General features: G+C 70.1%; 16 protein-coding genes and 1 other RNA gene. 16 read left to right on the forward strand and 1 reads right to left on the reverse strand.

The genetic code is table 11. The features are described 5' to 3' along the window. Window positions 1-33 precede the first annotated feature (33 nt). From AX721_RS16090 to AX721_RS16165, 16 genes are all read left to right on the forward strand, one after another. The gene (locus AX721_RS16090) at window positions 34-927 is read left to right on the forward strand and encodes a DMT family transporter (protein WP_068877013.1); all 894 of its coding nucleotides are present in this window, start codon (window positions 34-36) and stop codon (window positions 925-927) included. Next, on the forward strand, window positions 924-1,643 hold the full coding sequence (locus tag AX721_RS16095; protein WP_068877014.1) for an N-acetylmuramoyl-L-alanine amidase: 720 nt from the start codon (window positions 924-926) through the stop codon (window positions 1,641-1,643). The genes AX721_RS16090 and AX721_RS16095 overlap by 4 nt, the downstream gene beginning before the upstream one ends. A 34-nt stretch (window positions 1,644-1,677) precedes the next feature. Next, window positions 1,678-2,083, forward strand: an RNA gene (gene rnpB / locus AX721_RS16100) — RNase P RNA component class A. A 266-nt stretch (window positions 2,084-2,349) separates the two neighbouring features. Then, the gene (locus AX721_RS16105) at window positions 2,350-2,817 is read left to right on the forward strand and encodes a division/cell wall cluster transcriptional repressor MraZ (protein ID WP_068877015.1); all 468 of its coding nucleotides are present in this window, start codon (window positions 2,350-2,352) and stop codon (window positions 2,815-2,817) included. Then, window positions 2,814-3,749, forward strand: a complete 936-nt coding sequence (gene rsmH, locus AX721_RS16110; protein WP_068877016.1) for a 16S rRNA (cytosine(1402)-N(4))-methyltransferase RsmH — start codon at window positions 2,814-2,816, stop codon at window positions 3,747-3,749. The genes AX721_RS16105 and rsmH overlap by 4 nt, the downstream gene beginning before the upstream one ends. Then, window positions 3,746-4,204, forward strand: a complete 459-nt coding sequence (locus AX721_RS16115; RefSeq protein ID WP_068877017.1) for a hypothetical protein — start codon at window positions 3,746-3,748, stop codon at window positions 4,202-4,204. The genes rsmH and AX721_RS16115 overlap by 4 nt, the downstream gene beginning before the upstream one ends. Continuing rightward, the gene (locus AX721_RS16120; RefSeq protein WP_068877018.1) at window positions 4,201-5,961 is read left to right on the forward strand and encodes a penicillin-binding protein 2; all 1,761 of its coding nucleotides are present in this window, start codon (window positions 4,201-4,203) and stop codon (window positions 5,959-5,961) included. Before AX721_RS16115 ends, AX721_RS16120 begins: the two co-directional genes overlap by 4 nt. Next, window positions 5,958-7,412 carry a UDP-N-acetylmuramoyl-L-alanyl-D-glutamate--2,6-diaminopimelate ligase gene (locus AX721_RS16125; RefSeq protein ID WP_068877019.1) on the forward strand — a complete coding sequence of 485 codons (1,455 nt, stop codon included), beginning with the start codon at window positions 5,958-5,960 and terminating at the stop codon, window positions 7,410-7,412. The genes AX721_RS16120 and AX721_RS16125 overlap by 4 nt, the downstream gene beginning before the upstream one ends. Further along, a complete protein-coding gene (gene murF / locus AX721_RS16130; protein WP_068877020.1) occupies window positions 7,405-8,793 on the forward strand; it encodes a UDP-N-acetylmuramoyl-tripeptide--D-alanyl-D-alanine ligase in 1,389 nt (462 codons plus the stop codon). Before AX721_RS16125 ends, murF begins: the two co-directional genes overlap by 8 nt. Next, window positions 8,793-9,902, forward strand: coding sequence for a phospho-N-acetylmuramoyl-pentapeptide-transferase (mraY, locus tag AX721_RS16135; protein WP_068877021.1), 1,110 nt, complete (start codon window positions 8,793-8,795; stop codon window positions 9,900-9,902). Before murF ends, mraY begins: the two co-directional genes overlap by 1 nt. Before the next feature lie 18 nt (window positions 9,903-9,920). After that, on the forward strand, window positions 9,921-11,336 hold the full coding sequence (gene murD, locus AX721_RS16140) for a UDP-N-acetylmuramoyl-L-alanine--D-glutamate ligase (RefSeq protein ID WP_068877022.1): 1,416 nt from the start codon (window positions 9,921-9,923) through the stop codon (window positions 11,334-11,336). After that, a complete protein-coding gene (ftsW, locus tag AX721_RS16145) occupies window positions 11,333-12,508 on the forward strand; it encodes a putative lipid II flippase FtsW (RefSeq protein WP_068877023.1) in 1,176 nt (391 codons plus the stop codon). The genes murD and ftsW overlap by 4 nt, the downstream gene beginning before the upstream one ends. Window positions 12,509-12,522: 14 nt before the next feature. Further along, window positions 12,523-13,617, forward strand: coding sequence for an undecaprenyldiphospho-muramoylpentapeptide beta-N-acetylglucosaminyltransferase (gene murG, locus AX721_RS16150; RefSeq protein ID WP_068877024.1), 1,095 nt, complete (start codon window positions 12,523-12,525; stop codon window positions 13,615-13,617). A gap of 43 nt (window positions 13,618-13,660) precedes the next feature. Then, window positions 13,661-15,070, forward strand: a complete 1,410-nt coding sequence (gene murC / locus AX721_RS16155) for a UDP-N-acetylmuramate--L-alanine ligase (RefSeq protein WP_068877025.1) — start codon at window positions 13,661-13,663, stop codon at window positions 15,068-15,070. Further along, window positions 15,067-15,975 (forward strand): UDP-N-acetylmuramate dehydrogenase, encoded by a 909-nt coding sequence (gene murB / locus AX721_RS16160; RefSeq protein WP_068877026.1) that lies wholly within the window; start codon window positions 15,067-15,069, stop codon window positions 15,973-15,975. Before murC ends, murB begins: the two co-directional genes overlap by 4 nt. Next, entirely contained in the window at window positions 15,972-16,517 is a 546-nt protein-coding gene (locus AX721_RS16165) for a histidine phosphatase family protein (protein WP_068877027.1), read from the forward strand. The genes murB and AX721_RS16165 overlap by 4 nt, the downstream gene beginning before the upstream one ends. Before the next feature lie 18 nt (window positions 16,518-16,535). On the opposite strand, the gene AX721_RS16170 is transcribed toward AX721_RS16165, so the two are convergent. Continuing rightward, a complete protein-coding gene (locus tag AX721_RS16170; RefSeq protein ID WP_068877028.1) occupies window positions 16,536-16,961 on the reverse strand; it encodes a PaaI family thioesterase in 426 nt (141 codons plus the stop codon). Between the last annotated feature and the right edge of the window lie 68 nt (window positions 16,962-17,029).

A 17,029-nucleotide genomic window follows, 5' to 3' on the forward strand; every position in this document is an offset into this window, starting at 1 on the left:
CGCCCGGGGGGCATAGCGTCCTAACCCGGGCGCATGGCCCTCCGCGACTTCGGCCTGCTGATGGCCATGTGCGTGGTCTGGGCGGTCAACAACATCATCTCGAAGTACGTGGTAAGCGACCTCGACGTGCCGCCGCTGTTCTACGCGGCCGCACGCTTCGCCATCGTGGCGGCGATGCTGGTCCCGTTCCTGCGGCCGGCGCCCAAGCCCACCTGGCGCCTGGTCCTGACGGCGTTCCTGATGGGCGGCGGCAACTTCGGCCTGATGTTCGTCGGCCTGAAGTATTCGACGGCCTCCACGGCGGCGGTTGTGCTGCAGCTGGGCATGCCCATCACCCTGATCCTGTCGGTGATCTTCCTGGGCGAGCGGATCCGCTGGCGACGAGGCCTGGGCATAGCGCTGACTTTCGCGGGAGTGCTCACCGTCATGTGGAACCCTGCGGGCTTCACGCTCTCGGCCGGCCTGCTGCTGGTGGCCGGGGCCACGGTGATGTCGGGGATCGGCGTGATCCTCACCAAGCAGATGGAGGGGATGCGCCCCATCACCTTCCAGGCCTGGGTCGGCCTGGTGTCCGTCCTGCCCATGGCGCTGCTGTCGGCGTGGCTGGAGCCGGGGCAGGTGGACAAGGCGATCGCCGCGGGCCTGCCGTTCTGGGCCGCCCTGGTCTTCTCCGCCGTGGTGGTCTCGGTGGGCGCGCACACCCTCTATGTCACCCTGCTGCAGCGCTACGAGGCCAACCTGATCTCGGCGTTGATCCTGGTGACGCCCCTGGCCACCATCGGGCTGGGCGTCGCCGTGCTGGACGAGCCGTTCGGGCCGCGCCTGGCCATCGGCAGCGTCCTTGCGCTGGTCGGCGTCCTGATCATCGCGCTCAGGGCGAACCAGGTCATGTCCATGTTGCTCGCCATGCGGAACCGTCCCGAATGAACGTGATCGAGGCCCCGTCGCCCAATTTCGACCCGCGAACGGTCACGCCCAGCATCCTGGTGCTCCACTACACCGGCATGCGGACGGGCGAGGAGGCGATCGCCCGGCTGCGCGACCCGGAGGCCAAGGTCTCGTCCCATTACGTGGTGGAGGAGGATGGACGGATCTTCCGGCTGGTGCCGGAGGAGCGCCGGGCCTGGCACGCGGGCGTCTCCTACTGGCGCGGCCGCCGGAACGTGAACGGCGACTCCATCGGCATCGAGATCGTCAATCCGGGGCACGAGTTCGGCTACCGACCCTTCCCGGAGGCGCAGGTGGCCGCCGTGATCGCTCTGACCGCCGATATCCGCACCCGCTGGACGATCGAAGACCGCGACATCGTCGGCCATTCCGACGTGGCCCCCGCCCGCAAGGACGACCCGGGGGAGCTGTTCCCCTGGAAGCGCCTGGCCGAGGCCGGTCACGGCCTGTGGGCCGAGGCGCCCGCCGCGCCGGGCCAGCCCGTCGGGGAGGGGGAGGAGGGCGCCGCCGTCTTCGCGTTGCAGGCGGGCTTTACGCGGCTCGGCTACGACCTGCCGCCGTCCGGCCGGTTCGACGCCGACACGACGGCCGTGGTCCGCGCCTTCCAGCGGCACTGGCGGCCGGAGCGGGTCGACGGGATCGCCGATGGCGAGACCCGGGCGCGGCTCATTGCGCTGCTGCGCCTTGCGGCTTGACTCTCAAGGACAAATCCTCACCTTCCGCCGCGGATCAGACGGCCGGGCGGTCGCGGCCCTCAACGCAAGTTGGTGGGTCGAGGAAAGTCCGGGCTCCACGACGACATGGCGGCGGGTAACGCCCGCCGGGGGCGACCCCAGGGATAGCGCCACAGAGAGCAAACCGCCGGCGCTTCGGCGCCGGTAAGGGTGAAAGGGTGCGGTAAGAGCGCACCGGGCCGCTGGTAACAGAGGTCGCATGGCAAGCCCCGCCAGGAGCAAGACCGAATAGGGATCCCGCGCCCGGCCAAGTCCGCAAGGATACTGGCGGGTAGGAGCGTCGCCGCTCCGAGGGGTCCGGGTAGGTCGCGAGAACCGTTCCGCGAGGAGCGGTCCAGAGGAATGACCGCCGCGTCCCGCAAGGGGCGGCACAGAACCCGGCTTACAGGCCGTCTGATCCGCATCTTCCCCATTTGCAGCGCCGCCGCCCTCTGCGCGGAAGGAAGAAGCGCTGCTGTTAACTAATAGTTCCGCGTATGTTCTGTGGACAACTTGGGGCGACCCGACATGCGACCGAAAGACACCTTTGTTTCGGTTCAAATAGTCAGTCAGTGTCATTGAAACCCACTCGATCCCATGTTAACCCAATTGCAATTCGTCGGTCAGAGTGGCGGGTCGGGGCGCGAACTCAGGCTGATCGGCGAAGGGCAGGGGGCCGGACGGAGAGATGTTTCTCTCGACCTTCGAGAAGCAGCTGGACGCGAAGCGGCGCATCGTTGTGCCGCAGGAGTACCGCGCCGCGCTCTCGGGGCCGGCGGATGGCGTCTTCGTGTTCCCGTCGATCCGTTCGGACTGCATCGAGGGTGGCGGCCAGGCCCTGTTCGACCGCTACGGCGCCATGGCCGACGAGCTGGAATTCGGCGACGAACTGCGCGACTCCATCGAACGCAACGTGTTCGGGGAAATGCAGAAGCTGTCGTTCGACACCGCCGGCCGGATAACCCTGCCAGAGCTGCTGTGCGAACAGTACGGCATCACCGATTGGGTGGCCGTGGTGGGTCTGCGCGACCGTTTCGAGATCTGGGAGCGGGACGCCTACCGGGCCCAGCGCGCCGCCGACCGCGAGCGGGCGCGCAGCGGCTTGGCCGACATGCGCGCCAAGCAGCGCGCCGCCCGCCTCGGAGGCGCGGCATGAGCGGCGCCCCGCACATTTCTGTCCTCCTGAACGAGGTCGTCGAGCATCTGGCCATCGGGCCGGGCGACGTCGTGGTGGACGGCACTTTCGGCGCGGGTGGCTACAGCCGCGCCTTCCTGGCGACGGGAGCGAAGGTCGTGGCCTTTGACCGCGACCCTACGGTCCGTCGCTTCGCCGCGGGATTTCCGGAAGATCGTTTCAGCCTTGTCGAGGCGAGATTCTCGGAGATGGACGCGGTGCTGGGCGAGGGTCGCGCCGACGGCGTGGCCCTCGACCTCGGCGTGAGCTCGATGCAGATCGACCAGGCCGAGCGGGGCTTTTCGTTTATGCAGGACGGCCCGCTGGACATGCGGATGGGCGATACCGGCCCGACCGCGGCCGACCTGGTCAACACCCTGGAGCAGGAAGAGCTGGCGCGGATCATCTTCGTCTATGGCGAGGAGCGGGAGAGCCGCCGGATCGCGCGGGCCATCATCCGCCGCCGCGAGGAGCAGCCGTTCAGCCGCACGCTGGAGCTGGCCGAGTTCGTGGAGAAGGCGCTGGGCGGCCGCCGCGGCGCCAAGATCCATCCGGCGACCCGCACCTTCCAGGGCCTGCGCATCGCCGTGAACGAGGAGTTGGCTGAGCTGGAGGCCGGGCTGGTGGCCGCCGAGCGCGTGCTGAAGGCTGGCGGGCGCCTCTGCGTCGTCACGTTTCACTCGCTGGAAGACCGGATCGTGAAAGCGTTCCTGGGCGAGCGGTCCGGCCGCACGCCCGCCGGGTCGCGCCACGCGCCGCCCGTGGCCAAGGGCGCCGAGCCCAGCTTCCGGCTGCTGTTCAACGGCGCCAAGGCTCCGTCCGAGGCGGAGACGGCCGCCAATCCCCGGGCCCGCTCGGCCAAGCTGAGGGCGGCCGTGCGCACCGATGCGCCGGCGTGGAGGAAAGCCGCATGAGCGTCTTCACGCGCCGCGTGCGGGGCTTCCGCCTAGTGGACCTGGTGGGCGTAGGCCTGCTGGTGACGGTCATTCTCGGGGTCTACCTGGCCAAGACCATGGCCGGCCGCGAACGGGCGGAGATCGCCACCATCGAGCGGCAGATCAAGGCCGAGAAGGCCCGCATCCGCCTGCTGCAGGCCGAGGTGGCGCACCTGGAACAGCCGGGCCGGCTCGAGCGCCTGTCGGTCACCTACCTGAAGATGGAGCCGGTGACGGCCCACCGCGAGGCGACCCCCGACCAGATCATCGATCTCGCCCGCGCCGGCCCGCCGAAGAAGGCCAAGGCCGTCTCGGCCGTGGCGGCGATGGTCGACGGCGCCAACGTGGTCCCCGGCGTGCCGCCCCCGCCGCCGCCCGAGGCCAACCCTGTGCGCGTGGCCCAGGCGCCGCGTCCGCCCGAGGTTCCGCGATGAGCTTCAGCCAACAGGCATTCGGCCGTACGGGCCTGCCGCGCTGGTTGATCGAACGCGTCTGGGGCCTGGAGCATGCGTTCGAGCGCGCCCGCGCCTCTGGCAAGGCCGAGGACGACACCCGGCTGCGGATCTTCTTCGTCCTGGCGCTGTTCACCCTGGGCTTCATGACCCTGGCTATCGGCGCCACGCGGGCTGCGCTGTTCTCGGATGTCCGCAGCGGTGGATCGCTCGCGGCGCTGGGCGCCTCGCGCGCCGACCTCGTCGACCGCAACGGGATGCTGCTGGCCGCCGACCTGCTGCACTACGGCCTCTACATCGACCCGCGGGAGATCTGGGAGACCGAGGAGACCCGCCGCAGCCTGCTCCGCACCCTGCCGAACTTGGAGCCCGAGCGCCTGGAGCGGGCGCTGCGCGGCAACCGCCGGATCTTCGTGCTGGGCGCCCTGACGCCCCAGGAGCGCAACCGGGTGCACGAGCTGGGCCTGCCGGGCGTCAGCTTCGAACCCGAGCAGCGCCGCGTCTATCCCCTGGGCACCTCGGCCGCGCATATCGTGGGCTTCTCCGACGCCGGCGGCGAGGGCATCTCGGGAGCGGAGGCCGCCTTCAACGACGATATCCGCGCCGCGGCCCGCAACGGCTCGCCGGTCCCGCTGTCGATCGACCTGCGGGTCCAGGGAGCCCTGGAGGACGAGCTCTACAAGGCCGTCGCCGAGTTCACGCCCAAGGGCGCGGTGGGCCTGGTGACCGACGTCCACACCGGCGAGATCCTGGGCATGGCCAGCTGGCCGGCCTACGATCCCAACAAGCCCGGCAAGGCGGGCGTCTACGCCCAGACCAACCGCGCCGCGGCCACCGTCTACGAGATGGGCTCGACGTTCAAAGCCTTCACGGTCGCCATCGGCCTGGACAGCGGCGTGGCGACGCCGGAGAGCACCTTCGACGCCCGCAACCCCTACAAGCTGGGCTACCGCACGATCCACGACTACCACGCCGCCCGGAAGGTGCTGACGCTGGTCGAGGTGTTCCAGCATTCGTCCAACATCGGCACCGCCAAACTGGCCGAGAGCGTCGGCCCGCAGCAGATGGGCCGCTACTTCGCGGGCCTCGGCCTGACCACGCCGGCCAAGGTGGAGCTCGTCGAAAGCGCCCGTCCGCTGACGCCCAAGGTGTGGAACGAGGACGCCGTCGCCTCCACCTCGTTCGGCCACGGCATCAACGTCACGCCGCTGGCCCTGGCGCGCGCCTACGGCACGATCCTGAACGGCGGAAAGTTGATCCCGCTGACGATCCGCAAGCTGGAACCCGGCGCGAAGGTCGATGGTCCCCGTGTCATGTCGGAACGCACCTCGCTGCAGATGCTGTCGATCATGCGCGCCAACGTCAGCGGCGAGAGCGGCAGTGGCCGGTCGGCGAACATGCCGGGTCTGTCCGTGGGTGGTAAGACCGGCACCGGCGAGAAGTACGACCCGGCGATCCGCGGCTACAGCCGCAGCCGCCAGGTGTCCTCGTTCGCGGCGGTCTTCCCGACCACGGGCCCGGTGGACGCCAAGCGCTACTTCGTCCTGATCCTGCTGGACGAGCCCCATGGCACCGCCCGCAGCGCCGGCTATTCCACGGGGGGCTGGGTGGCGGCGCCGGCGGCCGGCCGCGTGATCGAGCGGATCGCGCCGTTCCTGGGCGTCACCCGCCGCGCCGATGTGGGCCAGGCCATCCCGGTGGAGCCGCCCAGCGTCGAACAGATGGGCGAAGGGCAATGACCGTTCGCCTGACCAGCCTCGTAAAGCGCCACCTGGGCGTCGATCCCGAGATCACGGGCGTCACGGCCGACAGCCGCAAGGTGAAGCCGGGTTTCCTGTTCGCCGCGCTGCCGGGCTCGACGGTCGACGGCGCGGCCTTCGCGGCCAAGGCCGTGGAAGCGGGCGCGGCGGCGGTGATCGCCGACCTGGACCTGAACCTCTCGGTGCCGACGGTCGTCTGCCGCGATCCGCGCCGGGGCTATGCCCTGGCCGCCGCCAACTTCTGGGGCCGCCAGCCGCAGACCTGCGTGGCGGTGACGGGCACCAACGGCAAGACCTCGGTGGCCAACTTCTGCCGCCAGATGTTCGCAGGCGCGGGCCATGCCTCCGCCAGCATGGGCACGCTGGGCGTGACCGTCTCGCGGCCTGGAGAGGCCGACCTGCAGGTGACGCCGCCGGGGCTGACGACGCCCGACGCCGGCGACGTGGCCGAACTGCTGATGCACATCAGCCGGCTGGGCGTGACCCACTTCGCCATGGAGGCCTCCTCGCACGGCATCGATCAGCGCCGGCTGGACGGGGTGCGGCTGTCGGCGGCCGGGTTCCTGAACCTCAGCCAGGACCACCTCGACTACCACCTGACCATGGACGCCTATATGAAGGCGAAGCTGCGCCTGTTCGAGCAGCTGATGCCCCGGGGCGCCACCGCGGTGCTGAACGCCGACAACGAGGCCTTCCCGTTCTTCGCCGCCGCCTCGGTGGTCTCGGGCCAGCGGGTGATGAGCGTCGGCGAGACCGGCCAGGCGCTGAAACTGATGGAGCGGACCCTGCTGCCCGACGGCCAGCGGCTGAAGATCCGCGCCGACGGCCGGATGTGGGACGTTCGGCTGCCGCTGGCCGGCGCCTTCCAGGCGTCCAACGCCCTGGTCGCGGCGGGCCTCTGCCGCGCAGCGGGGCTGAGCTTCGAGGACACCTTCGCGGGGCTGGAGCGGCTGAACGGCGCGCCGGGCCGGCTGCAGCGGGTGGGAGCCGGACCGCGCGGGGGGGAAGCCTATGTGGACTACGCCCATACGCCGGACGGGCTGGAGACGGTGCTGAGCGCCCTGCGCCCGCACGTGCGCGGCCGGCTGATCGTGGTGTTCGGCGCCGGCGGCGACCGCGACAAGGGCAAGCGCCCGCTGATGGGCGAGGCGGCTGCGCGCCTGGCCGATGTCGCCATCGTCACCGACGACAATCCGCGTTCGGAAGTGCCGGCCGCGATCCGCGCCGATGTGCTGGCGGGAGCCAGAGGCGCCAAGGAGATCGGCGACCGGCGCGAGGCGATCCGCGCCGCGGCCGCTATGCTTGAGGACGGCGACATCCTGGTGGTGGCCGGCAAGGGCCATGAGCAGGGGCAGATCGTGGCCGGCGTCACCCATCCCTTCGATGACGTCGAGGAGACGGCCAAAGCCCTGGAGCTTGTCCATGGCTGACCCGCTCTGGACCTCGGCAGACATAGCGAGGGCGACGGGCGGGGCGGAAGGCGGCGGTTTCACCGCCACCGGAGTCTCGATCGACACCCGCACGCTGGAGCCGGGCGACCTGTTCGTAGCCCTGGCCGGCGTTCGCGACGGCCACGAGTTCGTCGCCCAGGCCATGGCCAAGGGTGCGGCCGGAGCCCTGGTGTCACAGGACGTTGACGCGCCGTTCGTGAAGGCCGGCGACACCCTGGCGGCGCTTGAGAAGCTGGGCGTGGCGGCGCGCGAGCGGGCGACGGAGGCTCGGCGGGCCGCGGTCACCGGCTCGGTGGGCAAGACCAGCGTCACCCAGGCGATCATGGCGGGCCTCAGGCTGGCCGGGCCGGCGCATTCGTCGGTGAAGAGCTACAACAACCACATCGGCGTGCCCCTGACCCTGGCGCGGATGCCGGCGGCCACCCAGCGGGCGGTGTTCGAGATCGGCATGAACCACGCCGACGAGATCCGGCCGCTGACCCGCTTCGTGCGCCCCCATGCGGCGCTGGTGACGACGGTGGGGCCGGTGCACACCGAGAACTTCCCGGATGGCGAGGCAGGCGTGGCCCGCGCCAAAGCCGAGGTGTTCGAGGGGCTGGAGCCCGGCGGCGTGGCGGTGCTGAACGCCGACAACCGCTGGTTCGACTTGCTGAAGGCTGAGGCGCTGAAGGCGGGGGCCACGATCCGCACCTTCGGGACCGGCGAAGACTGCGACGCGCGGCTGATCGACTTTCAGGTCCCTGGGGGCCACGCCGTGGTCCAGGCGCGACTGCACGGCAAGGCGATGGACTTCCCGATCCTGCAGACGGGCCTCCACTGGGGCCTGAACAGCATGGCGGTGCTGCTGATGCTGGAGGCGCTGGACGTCGACCTGGACAAGAGCCTGGCCGCGCTCGGGTCGTTCGAGCCGCTGGCCGGGCGGGGCGCGGAGAAGAGGGTCGCGGCGCCCGGCGGCGCCTTCACCCTGATCGACGAGAGCTACAACGCCAATCCGATTTCCATGGCCTCGGCCATCCGGACGCTGGGCGCGCGGACGACGCCCGGCCGGCGGATCGTCGCCCTGACCGACATGCTGGAGCTGGGGCCGGAGGCCGAGGCGTTCCATGCCGGACTGGCCGAGCCGCTGGAGGCTGCGTCAATCGACCTCGTCTTCTGCGCCGGTCCTCTGATGGAATCCCTTTGGAACGCCCTTCCGCCGACTCGGAGAGGCGGCTACGCCGAGAATGCTGCCGCCCTCGCGCCGCAGCTCGCACAGGCCGTAGAGGCCGGCGACGTGGTGATGGTGAAGGGGTCGAACGGGTCGAAGGCCGGGCTGATCGCCCAGAGCCTGGCTGCGCTCGAGTCCGAGGAGCGCGGCTGATGTTCTACTGGCTCTACCTGACGTTCGCCTCGGCCGGCTACGTTCCGATCCTCAACCTGCTGAAGTACCAGACCACCCGGACGGGCCTGGCCATCGTCACGGCTCAGCTGGTCGTCGTGCTGCTGGGCTCGCGGTTCATCCGCTGGATGAAGGCCAAGCAGGGCAAGGGTCAACCGATCCGCGCCGAGGGCATCGAGCGCCACATCGTCGAGAAGGCCGGCACCCCCACCATGGGCGGGGTGATGATCCTGGCGGGCCTGTTCGCCGGCACCCTGCTGTGGGCCGACCTGTCGAACGTCTACGTCTGGGCCGTGCTCCTGGTCACGGCCGGCTACGGCCTGCTCGGGTTTCTGGACGACTATTCCAAGGTCACCAAGCAGACGACGGCCGGCATCTCGGGGCGCGTGCGCCTGGTGCTGGAGGCCGCCATCGCCATGGCGGCCATCACTCTGATCATCCTGTTCGCCGCCAAGCCTCCGGAGAGCCCGGAGCTGCTGACGTCGGTGACCTTCCCGCTCTTCAAGCAGCTCTTCGTGGACATGGGCTGGTTCTATCTGCTGTTCGGCGCCTTCGTGATCGTGGGCGCGGCCAATGCGGTGAACTTCACGGACGGGCTGGACGGCCTGGCCACGGTGCCGGTGATGATCGCGGCCGCAGCCTACGGCCTCATCACGTATCTCGTCGGCAACTACGTCTTCGCCAATTACCTGCAGCTCCACTTCGTGCCAGGCGTCGGCGAGCTGGCGGTGCTGTGCGGGGCCCTGATCGGCGCCGGCCTGGGCTTCCTCTGGTACAACGCCCCGCCCGCCAAGATCTTCATGGGCGACACGGGGTCTTTGGCCCTGGGCGGGGCGGTGGGCGCCATCGCCGTCGCCGCGCGCCATGAGATCGTTCTCGCCATCATCGGCGGCCTGTTCGTCGCCGAACTGTTGTCGGTCGTGGTGCAGGTGGCCTCGTTCAAGCTGACGGGGAAGCGCGTGTTCCGCATGGCGCCGGTGCACCACCATTTCGAGAAGCTGGGCTGGTCGGAGTCCACCGTGGTGATCCGGTTCTGGATCGTCGCGGTCATGCTAGCGCTGGTCGGTCTGGCCACTCTGAAGCTCAGGTAGGGAGGTGCGCCCCGCGTCATGATCCCGGTCCGCGGCTTTGAGGGGAAGACCGTCGCCGTCTTCGGGCTGGCCCGCACGGGGCTGGCCGCGGCGCGCGCCCTTGTGGCTGGCGGCGCCAAGGTGGCGCTCTGGGACGACAAGCCCGCCACGCGCGACGCCGCTGTGGCCGAGGGGTTCGAGGTGACAGACCTGACGGCCGCGGACTGGTCGCAGTTCGCAGCCCTGATGCTGTCGCCCGGCGTGCCGCTGACGCATCCGAACCCGCACTGGACCGTCGAGAAGGCGCGGGCCAGCGGCGTGGAGATCCTGGGCGACATCGAGCTGTTCGCCCGGACCGTGAATGCCGCCCCGGAGCACAAGCGGCCGCGGATCGTCGCCATCACCGGCACGAACGGCAAGTCGACCACCACCGCCCTGATCGGCCACATCTGCGCCGAGGCCGGCCGGGACGTCCGCATCGGCGGCAACATCGGCACGGGCGTGCTGAGCCTGGAGGATATGCACGGGGGCGCGGTCTATGTGCTGGAGCTGTCGTCGTACCAGCTCGACCTGACCTCCAGCCTGCACGCCGACGTCGCCCTGATCCTCAACGTTTCGCCGGACCACCTTGAGCGGCACGGCGACATGGAAGGCTATGTGGCGGCCAAGAAGCGCATCCTCGCCAACCAGGACAAGGGCGACACCGCTGTGATCGGCGTGGACGACGCCTGGGGCCAGCGGATCTGCACCGAGATCACCGCCGCCAACCGCCGCACCATCGTGCCCATCTCGGCCAACAAGGCCATGAGCCGCGGCGTCTATGCCCTCGACGGCCTGCTGTATGACGCCGCGGGCGATCGCGCCACGCAGGTGGCGGACCTGAAGCGCGCGCGTTCGCTGCCCGGCCGGCATAACTGGCAGAATGCAGCGGCCGCCTACGCCGCCGCCAAGGGCCTGGGCATCGATCCCGCCGCCGCCGCCCGCGCGCTGATGACCTTCCCGGGCCTGGCTCACCGGATGGAGACCGTCGGGACCCTGGGCAAGGTGCGGTTCGTCAACGACAGCAAGGCCACCAACGCCGACGCCGCGCGCCAGGCCATGTCGAGCTATCCGAAATTCTACTGGATCGCCGGCGGCCAGCCGAAGACGGGCGGCATCGACGACCTAGTCGATCTCTTCCCTCGGGTGACCAAGGCCTATCTCGTGGGCGAGGCCGCGCCGGCGTTCGCCGCGGTTCTGGAGGGCAAGGCTCCGGCCGTGCAGAGCGGGACCATCGCCGCGGCTGTCCAGGCCGCGTATCGGGACGCCGCCCAGTCCGGCAAGGACGCCATCGTTCTGCTGTCGCCGGCCTGCGCCTCGTTCGACCAGTTCGCCGACTTCGAGGCCCGGGGCGAGGCGTTCCGCGCCGCCGTGGCCGCCCTGGCCGCCGGCAAGACAACGGAGGCGTCCGCATGACGACCGCCAGCAACGCGCACGCCTTTCCGCGTTCGGACCGCTCGCCGCTGGGCGTCTGGTGGTGGACCGTCGATCGCTGGATGCTGGGGGTCGTGGGCATCCTGATCGGGATCGGGGTCCTGATGTCGTTCGCCGCCAGCCCCGCGGCGGCGGCCCGGATGAACATCGGCGATCCGTTTCACTTCGCCGTGCGCCAGTGCGTGTTCGCCGCCGCCTCCGCGGTAGTCCTGATCAGCGTCTCGATGCTGGACGTGAAAGGCGTGCGCCGGGCGTCGTTCTTCATCTGGCTTTTCGCCATCGCGGTGATGATCGCGCTGCCGTTCATCGGTCACAACGCCAAGGGCGCCACCCGCTGGCTCGAGTTCGGCGGCTTCACCTTCCAGCCTTCCGAGTACATGAAGCCCGCGCTGATCATCCTGGTCGCCTGGATGTTCGCCGAGGGCCAGAAGGGGCAGGGCGTGCCGGGCGTGTCCGTCGCGTTCGGGCTCTACGCGGTCTCGGTGGGTCTGCTGCTGATCCAGCCGGACGTGGGCCAGACCGTGCTGATCACCGTCGCCTTCGGCGCTGCGTTCTGGATGGCGGGCGTGCCCATGTCGTGGGTCATGCTGCTGGGCGCCACGGCGATCGCAGGCCTGTCGTCGACCTATTTCCTGTTCCCCCACGTGGCCAGCCGCGTCGACCGCTTCCTGAGCCCCGACAAGGCCGACACCCACCAGGTGGATCGCGCGGCCGAGGCCATCGCCGCCGGGGGCGCGTTCGGGCGCGGCCCTGGCGAAGGGGTGATGAAGCGCCACGTCCCGGACCTCCACACCGACTTCATCTATTCGGTCGGCGCCGAGGAGTACGGCCTGGTCCTGAGCCTGCTGCTGATCTCGCTTTTCGCCTTCGTGGTGGTCCGCGGCCTCTATCGCGCCATGAAACTGAGCGACCCCTTCGAACAGGTGGCCGCGGCGGGCCTCTTCGTGCTGGTGGGGCAGCAGGCGATCATCAACATAGCGGTCAATCTCAACCTCATCCCGACCAAGGGGATGACCCTGCCGTTCATCAGCTACGGCGGCTCGTCCATGCTGGCCATGGGGCTCACCATGGGCCTGGCCCTGGCCCTGACCCGCCGCAGGCCGGGGGCGTACACGCCCAGCGAAGGCCTCGCCAAGGCCGGCGCGTTCGCGTGAGCAGCGGTCCAGGCATGCGCAAGATCGCCGTCGTCGCCGCCGGGGGAACCGGTGGGCACCTCTTCCCCGCCCAGGCGCTGGCCGAGGCCCTGATCGCGCGCGGCTGGGGCATCGTGCTGGCTTCGGACGAGCGCGTGGCCGGCCTGGCCCAGGATTTCCCGGCCGAGCGCCGCATCGGCCTCTCGGCGGCGACCTTCAAGCCGGGCGACCCCATCGGGATGATGCGCGCGGGCGTCGCCGTGCTGCGCGGGGCCCTCCAGGCCCGGTCGGTGTTCCGGGAGATCAACCCTAACGTCGTGGTCGGCTTCGGCGGCTATCCGTCGGCGCCGGCGCTGGTGGCCGCGATCATGGACCGCCGACCCACCGTGATCCATGAGCAGAACGCGGTGATGGGCCGGGCGAACCGGTTCCTGGCGCCGCACATCCAGACCATCGCCTGTGCGTTCCCGACCCTGACCAAGGCGCCGAAGGGCGTCGCCGAGCGGGCGCGCGTGGTGGGCAATCCGGTCCGGCCGCCGATCCGGGCGCTAGCCGAGATCCCCTACATTCCGCCCGAGCCGAATGGCCCGCTGCGCCTGCTGGTGACCGGGGGCAGCCAGGGGGCGCGCCTGCTCTCCGAACTGGTGCCGGAAGCGGTGAAGGCGATGCCGGAGGAGCTGCGCAAGCGGCTGATCGTCCAGCAGCAGACCCGCGCCGAATCCATGAACACCGCTCGCCGGGCTTATCGCGACGCCCTGGTGGACGCCGAGATCGCACCCTTCTTCCGCGACATAGCCAGCCGCCTGCGCGATGCGCACCTGGTGATCGGCCGCTCCGGGGCGGGCAGCGTCTGCGAGTTCGCCGTGGCGGGGAAGCCGGCCATTCTGGTGCCGCTCGCCATCGCCATCGACGACGACCAGGGCCAGAACGCCAAACTGCTGGCCGACGCCGGCGGCGCGGAGGTCGCGCGGGAAAGCCAGCTCACCGTGGAATCGCTTTCGGGCGCCCTGACCAAGCTGCTGAACAACCCTGACCGCCTGGCCCGCATGGCGGCGGCGTCGCGCTCGGTGGCGATCCCCGACGCGGCCGAGCGGCTGGCCGACGTCGTCGAGGCCGCCGCGCGCAAGTAGGGCGGATATTCCCCGACGCGGCGCGATGGGCTAGCACGCTGGGATGACGCGTCGACCCGTCCCCTTCGAAATCGGCCCCGTGCACTTCATCGGCATCGGCGGCATCGGCATGAGCGGCATTGCCGAGATCATGATGCGCACCGGCTATACGGTGCAGGGATCGGACGCCAAGGCCAGCGCCAACACCGAGCGGCTGGAGAAGCTGGGCGCGAAGATCTTCATCGGCCAGGACCCGGCTCATGTCGAAGGCGCCTATGCGGTGGTCTATTCGACCGCGGTGAAGCCCGACAATCCCGAGATGGTGGCCGCGCGGGAGCGCAGGCTGCCGCTGGTGCGGCGGGCGGAGATGCTGGCCGAGCTGATGCGGCTCCAGTTCTCGGTGGCCGTGGGCGGCACGCACGGCAAGACCACCACCACCTCGATGATCGCCTCCCTGCTGGACGCCGGCGGCCTGGACCCGACGGTGGTGAACGGCGGGATCATCAACGCCTATGGCACCAATGCGAAGGTGGGTTCGGGCGACTGGATCGTCGTCGAAGCCGACGAGAGCGACGGCACCTTCCTGAAGCTGAAGTCCACCTGCGCCGTGGTCACCAACATCGACCCCGAGCACCTCGACCACTACGGCGAGTTCGAGGCTGTGAAGAAGGCGTTCCGCGATTTCGTGGAGAACATCCCCTTCTACGGCTTCGCGGCGATCTGCACCGACCACGCCGAGGTCCAGGCCATGGCCGCGCGGGTCGAGAACCGCCGGCTGGTGACCTACGGCGTCAATCCGCAAGCCGAGGTGCGGGCCGAGAACATCACCATGGGGCCGGACGGCGCCCGCTACGACGTCGTGATCCGGCCGCATGACGGGCCGCCGATGCGGTTCGATGGCCTGCACCTGCCGATGGCAGGGCACCACAACGTGCTGAACTCGCTGGCGGCCGTGGCCGTGGCCCGCGAACTGGGGATGGACGAGGCGGGCATCCGCAAGGGGCTGGCCGAGTTCGGCGGCGTGAAGCGGCGCTTCACCACCACGGGCGTTGCGAACGGCGTGCGCGTGGTCGACGATTACGGCCATCACCCGGTGGAGATCGCCTCGGTGCTGAAGGCCGCCCGGGCCGTCACCGGCGGCAAGGTCGTCGCGGTGGTTCAGCCGCATCGCTATACGCGCCTGCGCGACCTGTTCGACGAATTCTGCGCCTGCTTCAACGATGCCGACACGGTGATCGTGGCCGATGTCTACGCCGCCGGCGAGGCCGCCCTGGACGGCGTGAGCAAGGACAGCCTGGTCGAAGGCATGCGCCGCTATGGCCACCGCCGTGTCCTGCCGCTGGCGTCGCCCGCCGCCCTGGCCGGGCTGGTGAAGGGCGAGACCGCGCCGGGGGACTTGGTCGTGCTGCTGGGCGCGGGCGACATCACGAGCTGGGCCTATGCCCTGCCCGGCGAGCTGGAAGCGCTGGCGTGACCGATTGGCGGGACGATCTCCCGACGGTCCGCGGCAAGCTGCTGCGCGACGAGCCGTTGGGCCCGTTCACCTGGTTTCGGGTGGGGGGCGCGGCCGAGGTGCTGTTCCTGCCGGCCGACCATCAGGATCTGCGCGACTTCCTGCGGGCGCTGCCGGCCAGCGTGCCGGTGACGGTGCTAGGCGTCGGCTCCAACGTCATCGTCCGCGACGGCGGCGTGGCGGGCGTGGTCATCCGGCTGGCGGGCCGGGCCTTCGCCGGGGTGGAGGCCGACCCGGCGACCCATCGCGTGACGGCGGGCTCGGCGGCGCTGGACGCGACGGTGGCGCGGGCCGCGGCCAAGGCGGGCATCGCGGGCCTGGAATTCTATGCCGGCATCCCGGGGACGATCGGCGGGGCGCTGACCATGAACGCCGGCTGCTACGGTTCCGAAACCAAGGACGTGCTGGTATCGGCCTGGGGCTACGATCGCTCCGGAACCCGGCGGGAGCTGGCGTTGCAGGACTTCGGCTACACCTATCGCCATTCGGAGGCGCCCGCGGACATCATCTGGGTCGAGGCGACCTATCAAGGCCGCCCCGACGATCCCGAGGCCGTGCAGGCGCGGATCGCCGAGATCACCGCGCGGCGCGAAACGACCCAGCCGATCCGCGAGAAGACCGGCGGCTCCACCTTCAAGAATCCCCCGGGCCACTCCTCGTGGAAGCTCGTGGATGAGGCGGGGTGGCGCGGAAAGCCGTATGGTGGGGCGATGTTCTCGACCCTGCATTCGAACTTCATGATCAACACGGGCGAGGCGACCGCCGCCGATCTGGAAGGCCTGGGCGAGGCGGTGCGCGCCGATGTGAAGGCAAGGACGGGGATCGATCTCCACTGGGAGATCAAGCGGATCGGCAGGCCCGCATGACTGCCGCCTCGCTGATCCTGGTGCGTCACGGACGGCCCGTGATCAACCCCGACATCCCGCCGCCGCAGTGGGGCCTATGCCCAGAGGGTCGCGAAGCGGTGGCCGCCCTGGCCGAGAAGCTGGCGCCCTTCGCGCCCAAGGCGGCGATTTCCAGCCCGGAGCCAAAGGCGTTGCAGACTGCCGAGATCATCGGCCAGCACCTGGGATTGGCCGTCGAGGTCGAGCACGGTCTGCACGAGCATAAGCGCCAGCACACCTCCTTCGGCACCGAGGAGGACTTCCGCCAGCGGATCGCCCAGGTGTTCGCGAACCCGCACGTCCCGGCGCCCGGCGGGGAGAGCGCCGAGGAAGCCTGCCGGCGGGTCGCCGCCGCACTGGAGGCCCACCCCATCCGGCCGCTGGTCGCCGTGACCCACGGGACGGTGCTGAGCCTCTACGTGGCCAAGCTGCTGGACCTCGACGCCCACGACCTGTGGCGCAACCTGCGCACCCCGGACGCCTTCGTGTTCGACGCGGAGGGCGGCCTGATCGAGCGGCTGTAGCTTCGCTTTCAGAGCGGACTACGCCGCCAGCGCCTTCTCGCTGGGCACCAGTCGGGCGCTGGCGGTCGCCCTCGCGATCACCGTTCCCGACAGATCCATGAGCCGACCTTCCAGGAACGCGATGCTCCGGCCGGCCTGCACCACCTGGCCTTCACCGTAGAGCGGCCCGGGGCGCGCCGGCGCCAGGAAGCTGACATGCATCTCGATGGTGGGGGTGAACAGGCGGCCCTCGGAGTAGACGAACATGGCCGGCCCCATCGTGTCGTCCAGCATGGCGGCCAGGAACCCTCCCTGGATGTAGCCGGCCGGATTGACGAACTCAGGGCGGCCCTCGAAGCGGATGCGGATCCAGCCGTCGGCGGGCCGGGCTTCCACCACGTCCCAGCCCAGCAGTTCGGCGCAGGGCGGACGCGGCAGGCCGTCTAGAGCGGTCGGAACAGGCATGGGAACTCCCTTTTTGCACGCACATCCTGCCGACAGGCTGCTGACACCATGGTGGCGGGAGCGGAGCT

It is taken from the genome of Phenylobacterium sp. CCH9-H3 (assembly GCF_001557235.1).
In the GTDB taxonomy this organism is placed as follows: domain Bacteria; phylum Pseudomonadota; class Alphaproteobacteria; order Caulobacterales; family Caulobacteraceae; genus Phenylobacterium.

Excerpts from the sequence above, each read along its gene's own strand:
- AX721_RS16170 (WP_068877028.1), bottom strand. The coding sequence starts at position 16,961 with ATGCCTGTTCCGACCGCTCTAGACGGCCTGCCGCGTCCGCCCTGCGCC.
- mraY (WP_068877021.1), top strand. The coding sequence starts at position 8,793 with ATGTTCTACTGGCTCTACCTGACGTTCGCCTCGGCCGGCTACGTTCCG.
- ftsW (WP_068877023.1), top strand. The coding sequence starts at position 11,333 with ATGACGACCGCCAGCAACGCGCACGCCTTTCCGCGTTCGGACCGCTCG.
- AX721_RS16095 (WP_068877014.1), top strand. The coding sequence starts at position 924 with ATGAACGTGATCGAGGCCCCGTCGCCCAATTTCGACCCGCGAACGGTC.
- AX721_RS16165 (WP_068877027.1), top strand. The coding sequence starts at position 15,972 with ATGACTGCCGCCTCGCTGATCCTGGTGCGTCACGGACGGCCCGTGATC.
- murD (WP_068877022.1), top strand. The coding sequence starts at position 9,921 with ATGATCCCGGTCCGCGGCTTTGAGGGGAAGACCGTCGCCGTCTTCGGG.
- AX721_RS16125 (WP_068877019.1), top strand. The coding sequence starts at position 5,958 with ATGACCGTTCGCCTGACCAGCCTCGTAAAGCGCCACCTGGGCGTCGAT.
- AX721_RS16090 (WP_068877013.1), top strand. The coding sequence starts at position 34 with ATGGCCCTCCGCGACTTCGGCCTGCTGATGGCCATGTGCGTGGTCTGG.
- rsmH (WP_068877016.1), top strand. The coding sequence starts at position 2,814 with ATGAGCGGCGCCCCGCACATTTCTGTCCTCCTGAACGAGGTCGTCGAG.
- AX721_RS16105 (WP_068877015.1), top strand. The coding sequence starts at position 2,350 with ATGTTTCTCTCGACCTTCGAGAAGCAGCTGGACGCGAAGCGGCGCATC.
- murG (WP_068877024.1), top strand. The coding sequence starts at position 12,523 with ATGCGCAAGATCGCCGTCGTCGCCGCCGGGGGAACCGGTGGGCACCTC.
- AX721_RS16115 (WP_068877017.1), top strand. The coding sequence starts at position 3,746 with ATGAGCGTCTTCACGCGCCGCGTGCGGGGCTTCCGCCTAGTGGACCTG.
- murC (WP_068877025.1), top strand. The coding sequence starts at position 13,661 with ATGACGCGTCGACCCGTCCCCTTCGAAATCGGCCCCGTGCACTTCATC.
- AX721_RS16120 (WP_068877018.1), top strand. The coding sequence starts at position 4,201 with ATGAGCTTCAGCCAACAGGCATTCGGCCGTACGGGCCTGCCGCGCTGG.
- murF (WP_068877020.1), top strand. The coding sequence starts at position 7,405 with ATGGCTGACCCGCTCTGGACCTCGGCAGACATAGCGAGGGCGACGGGC.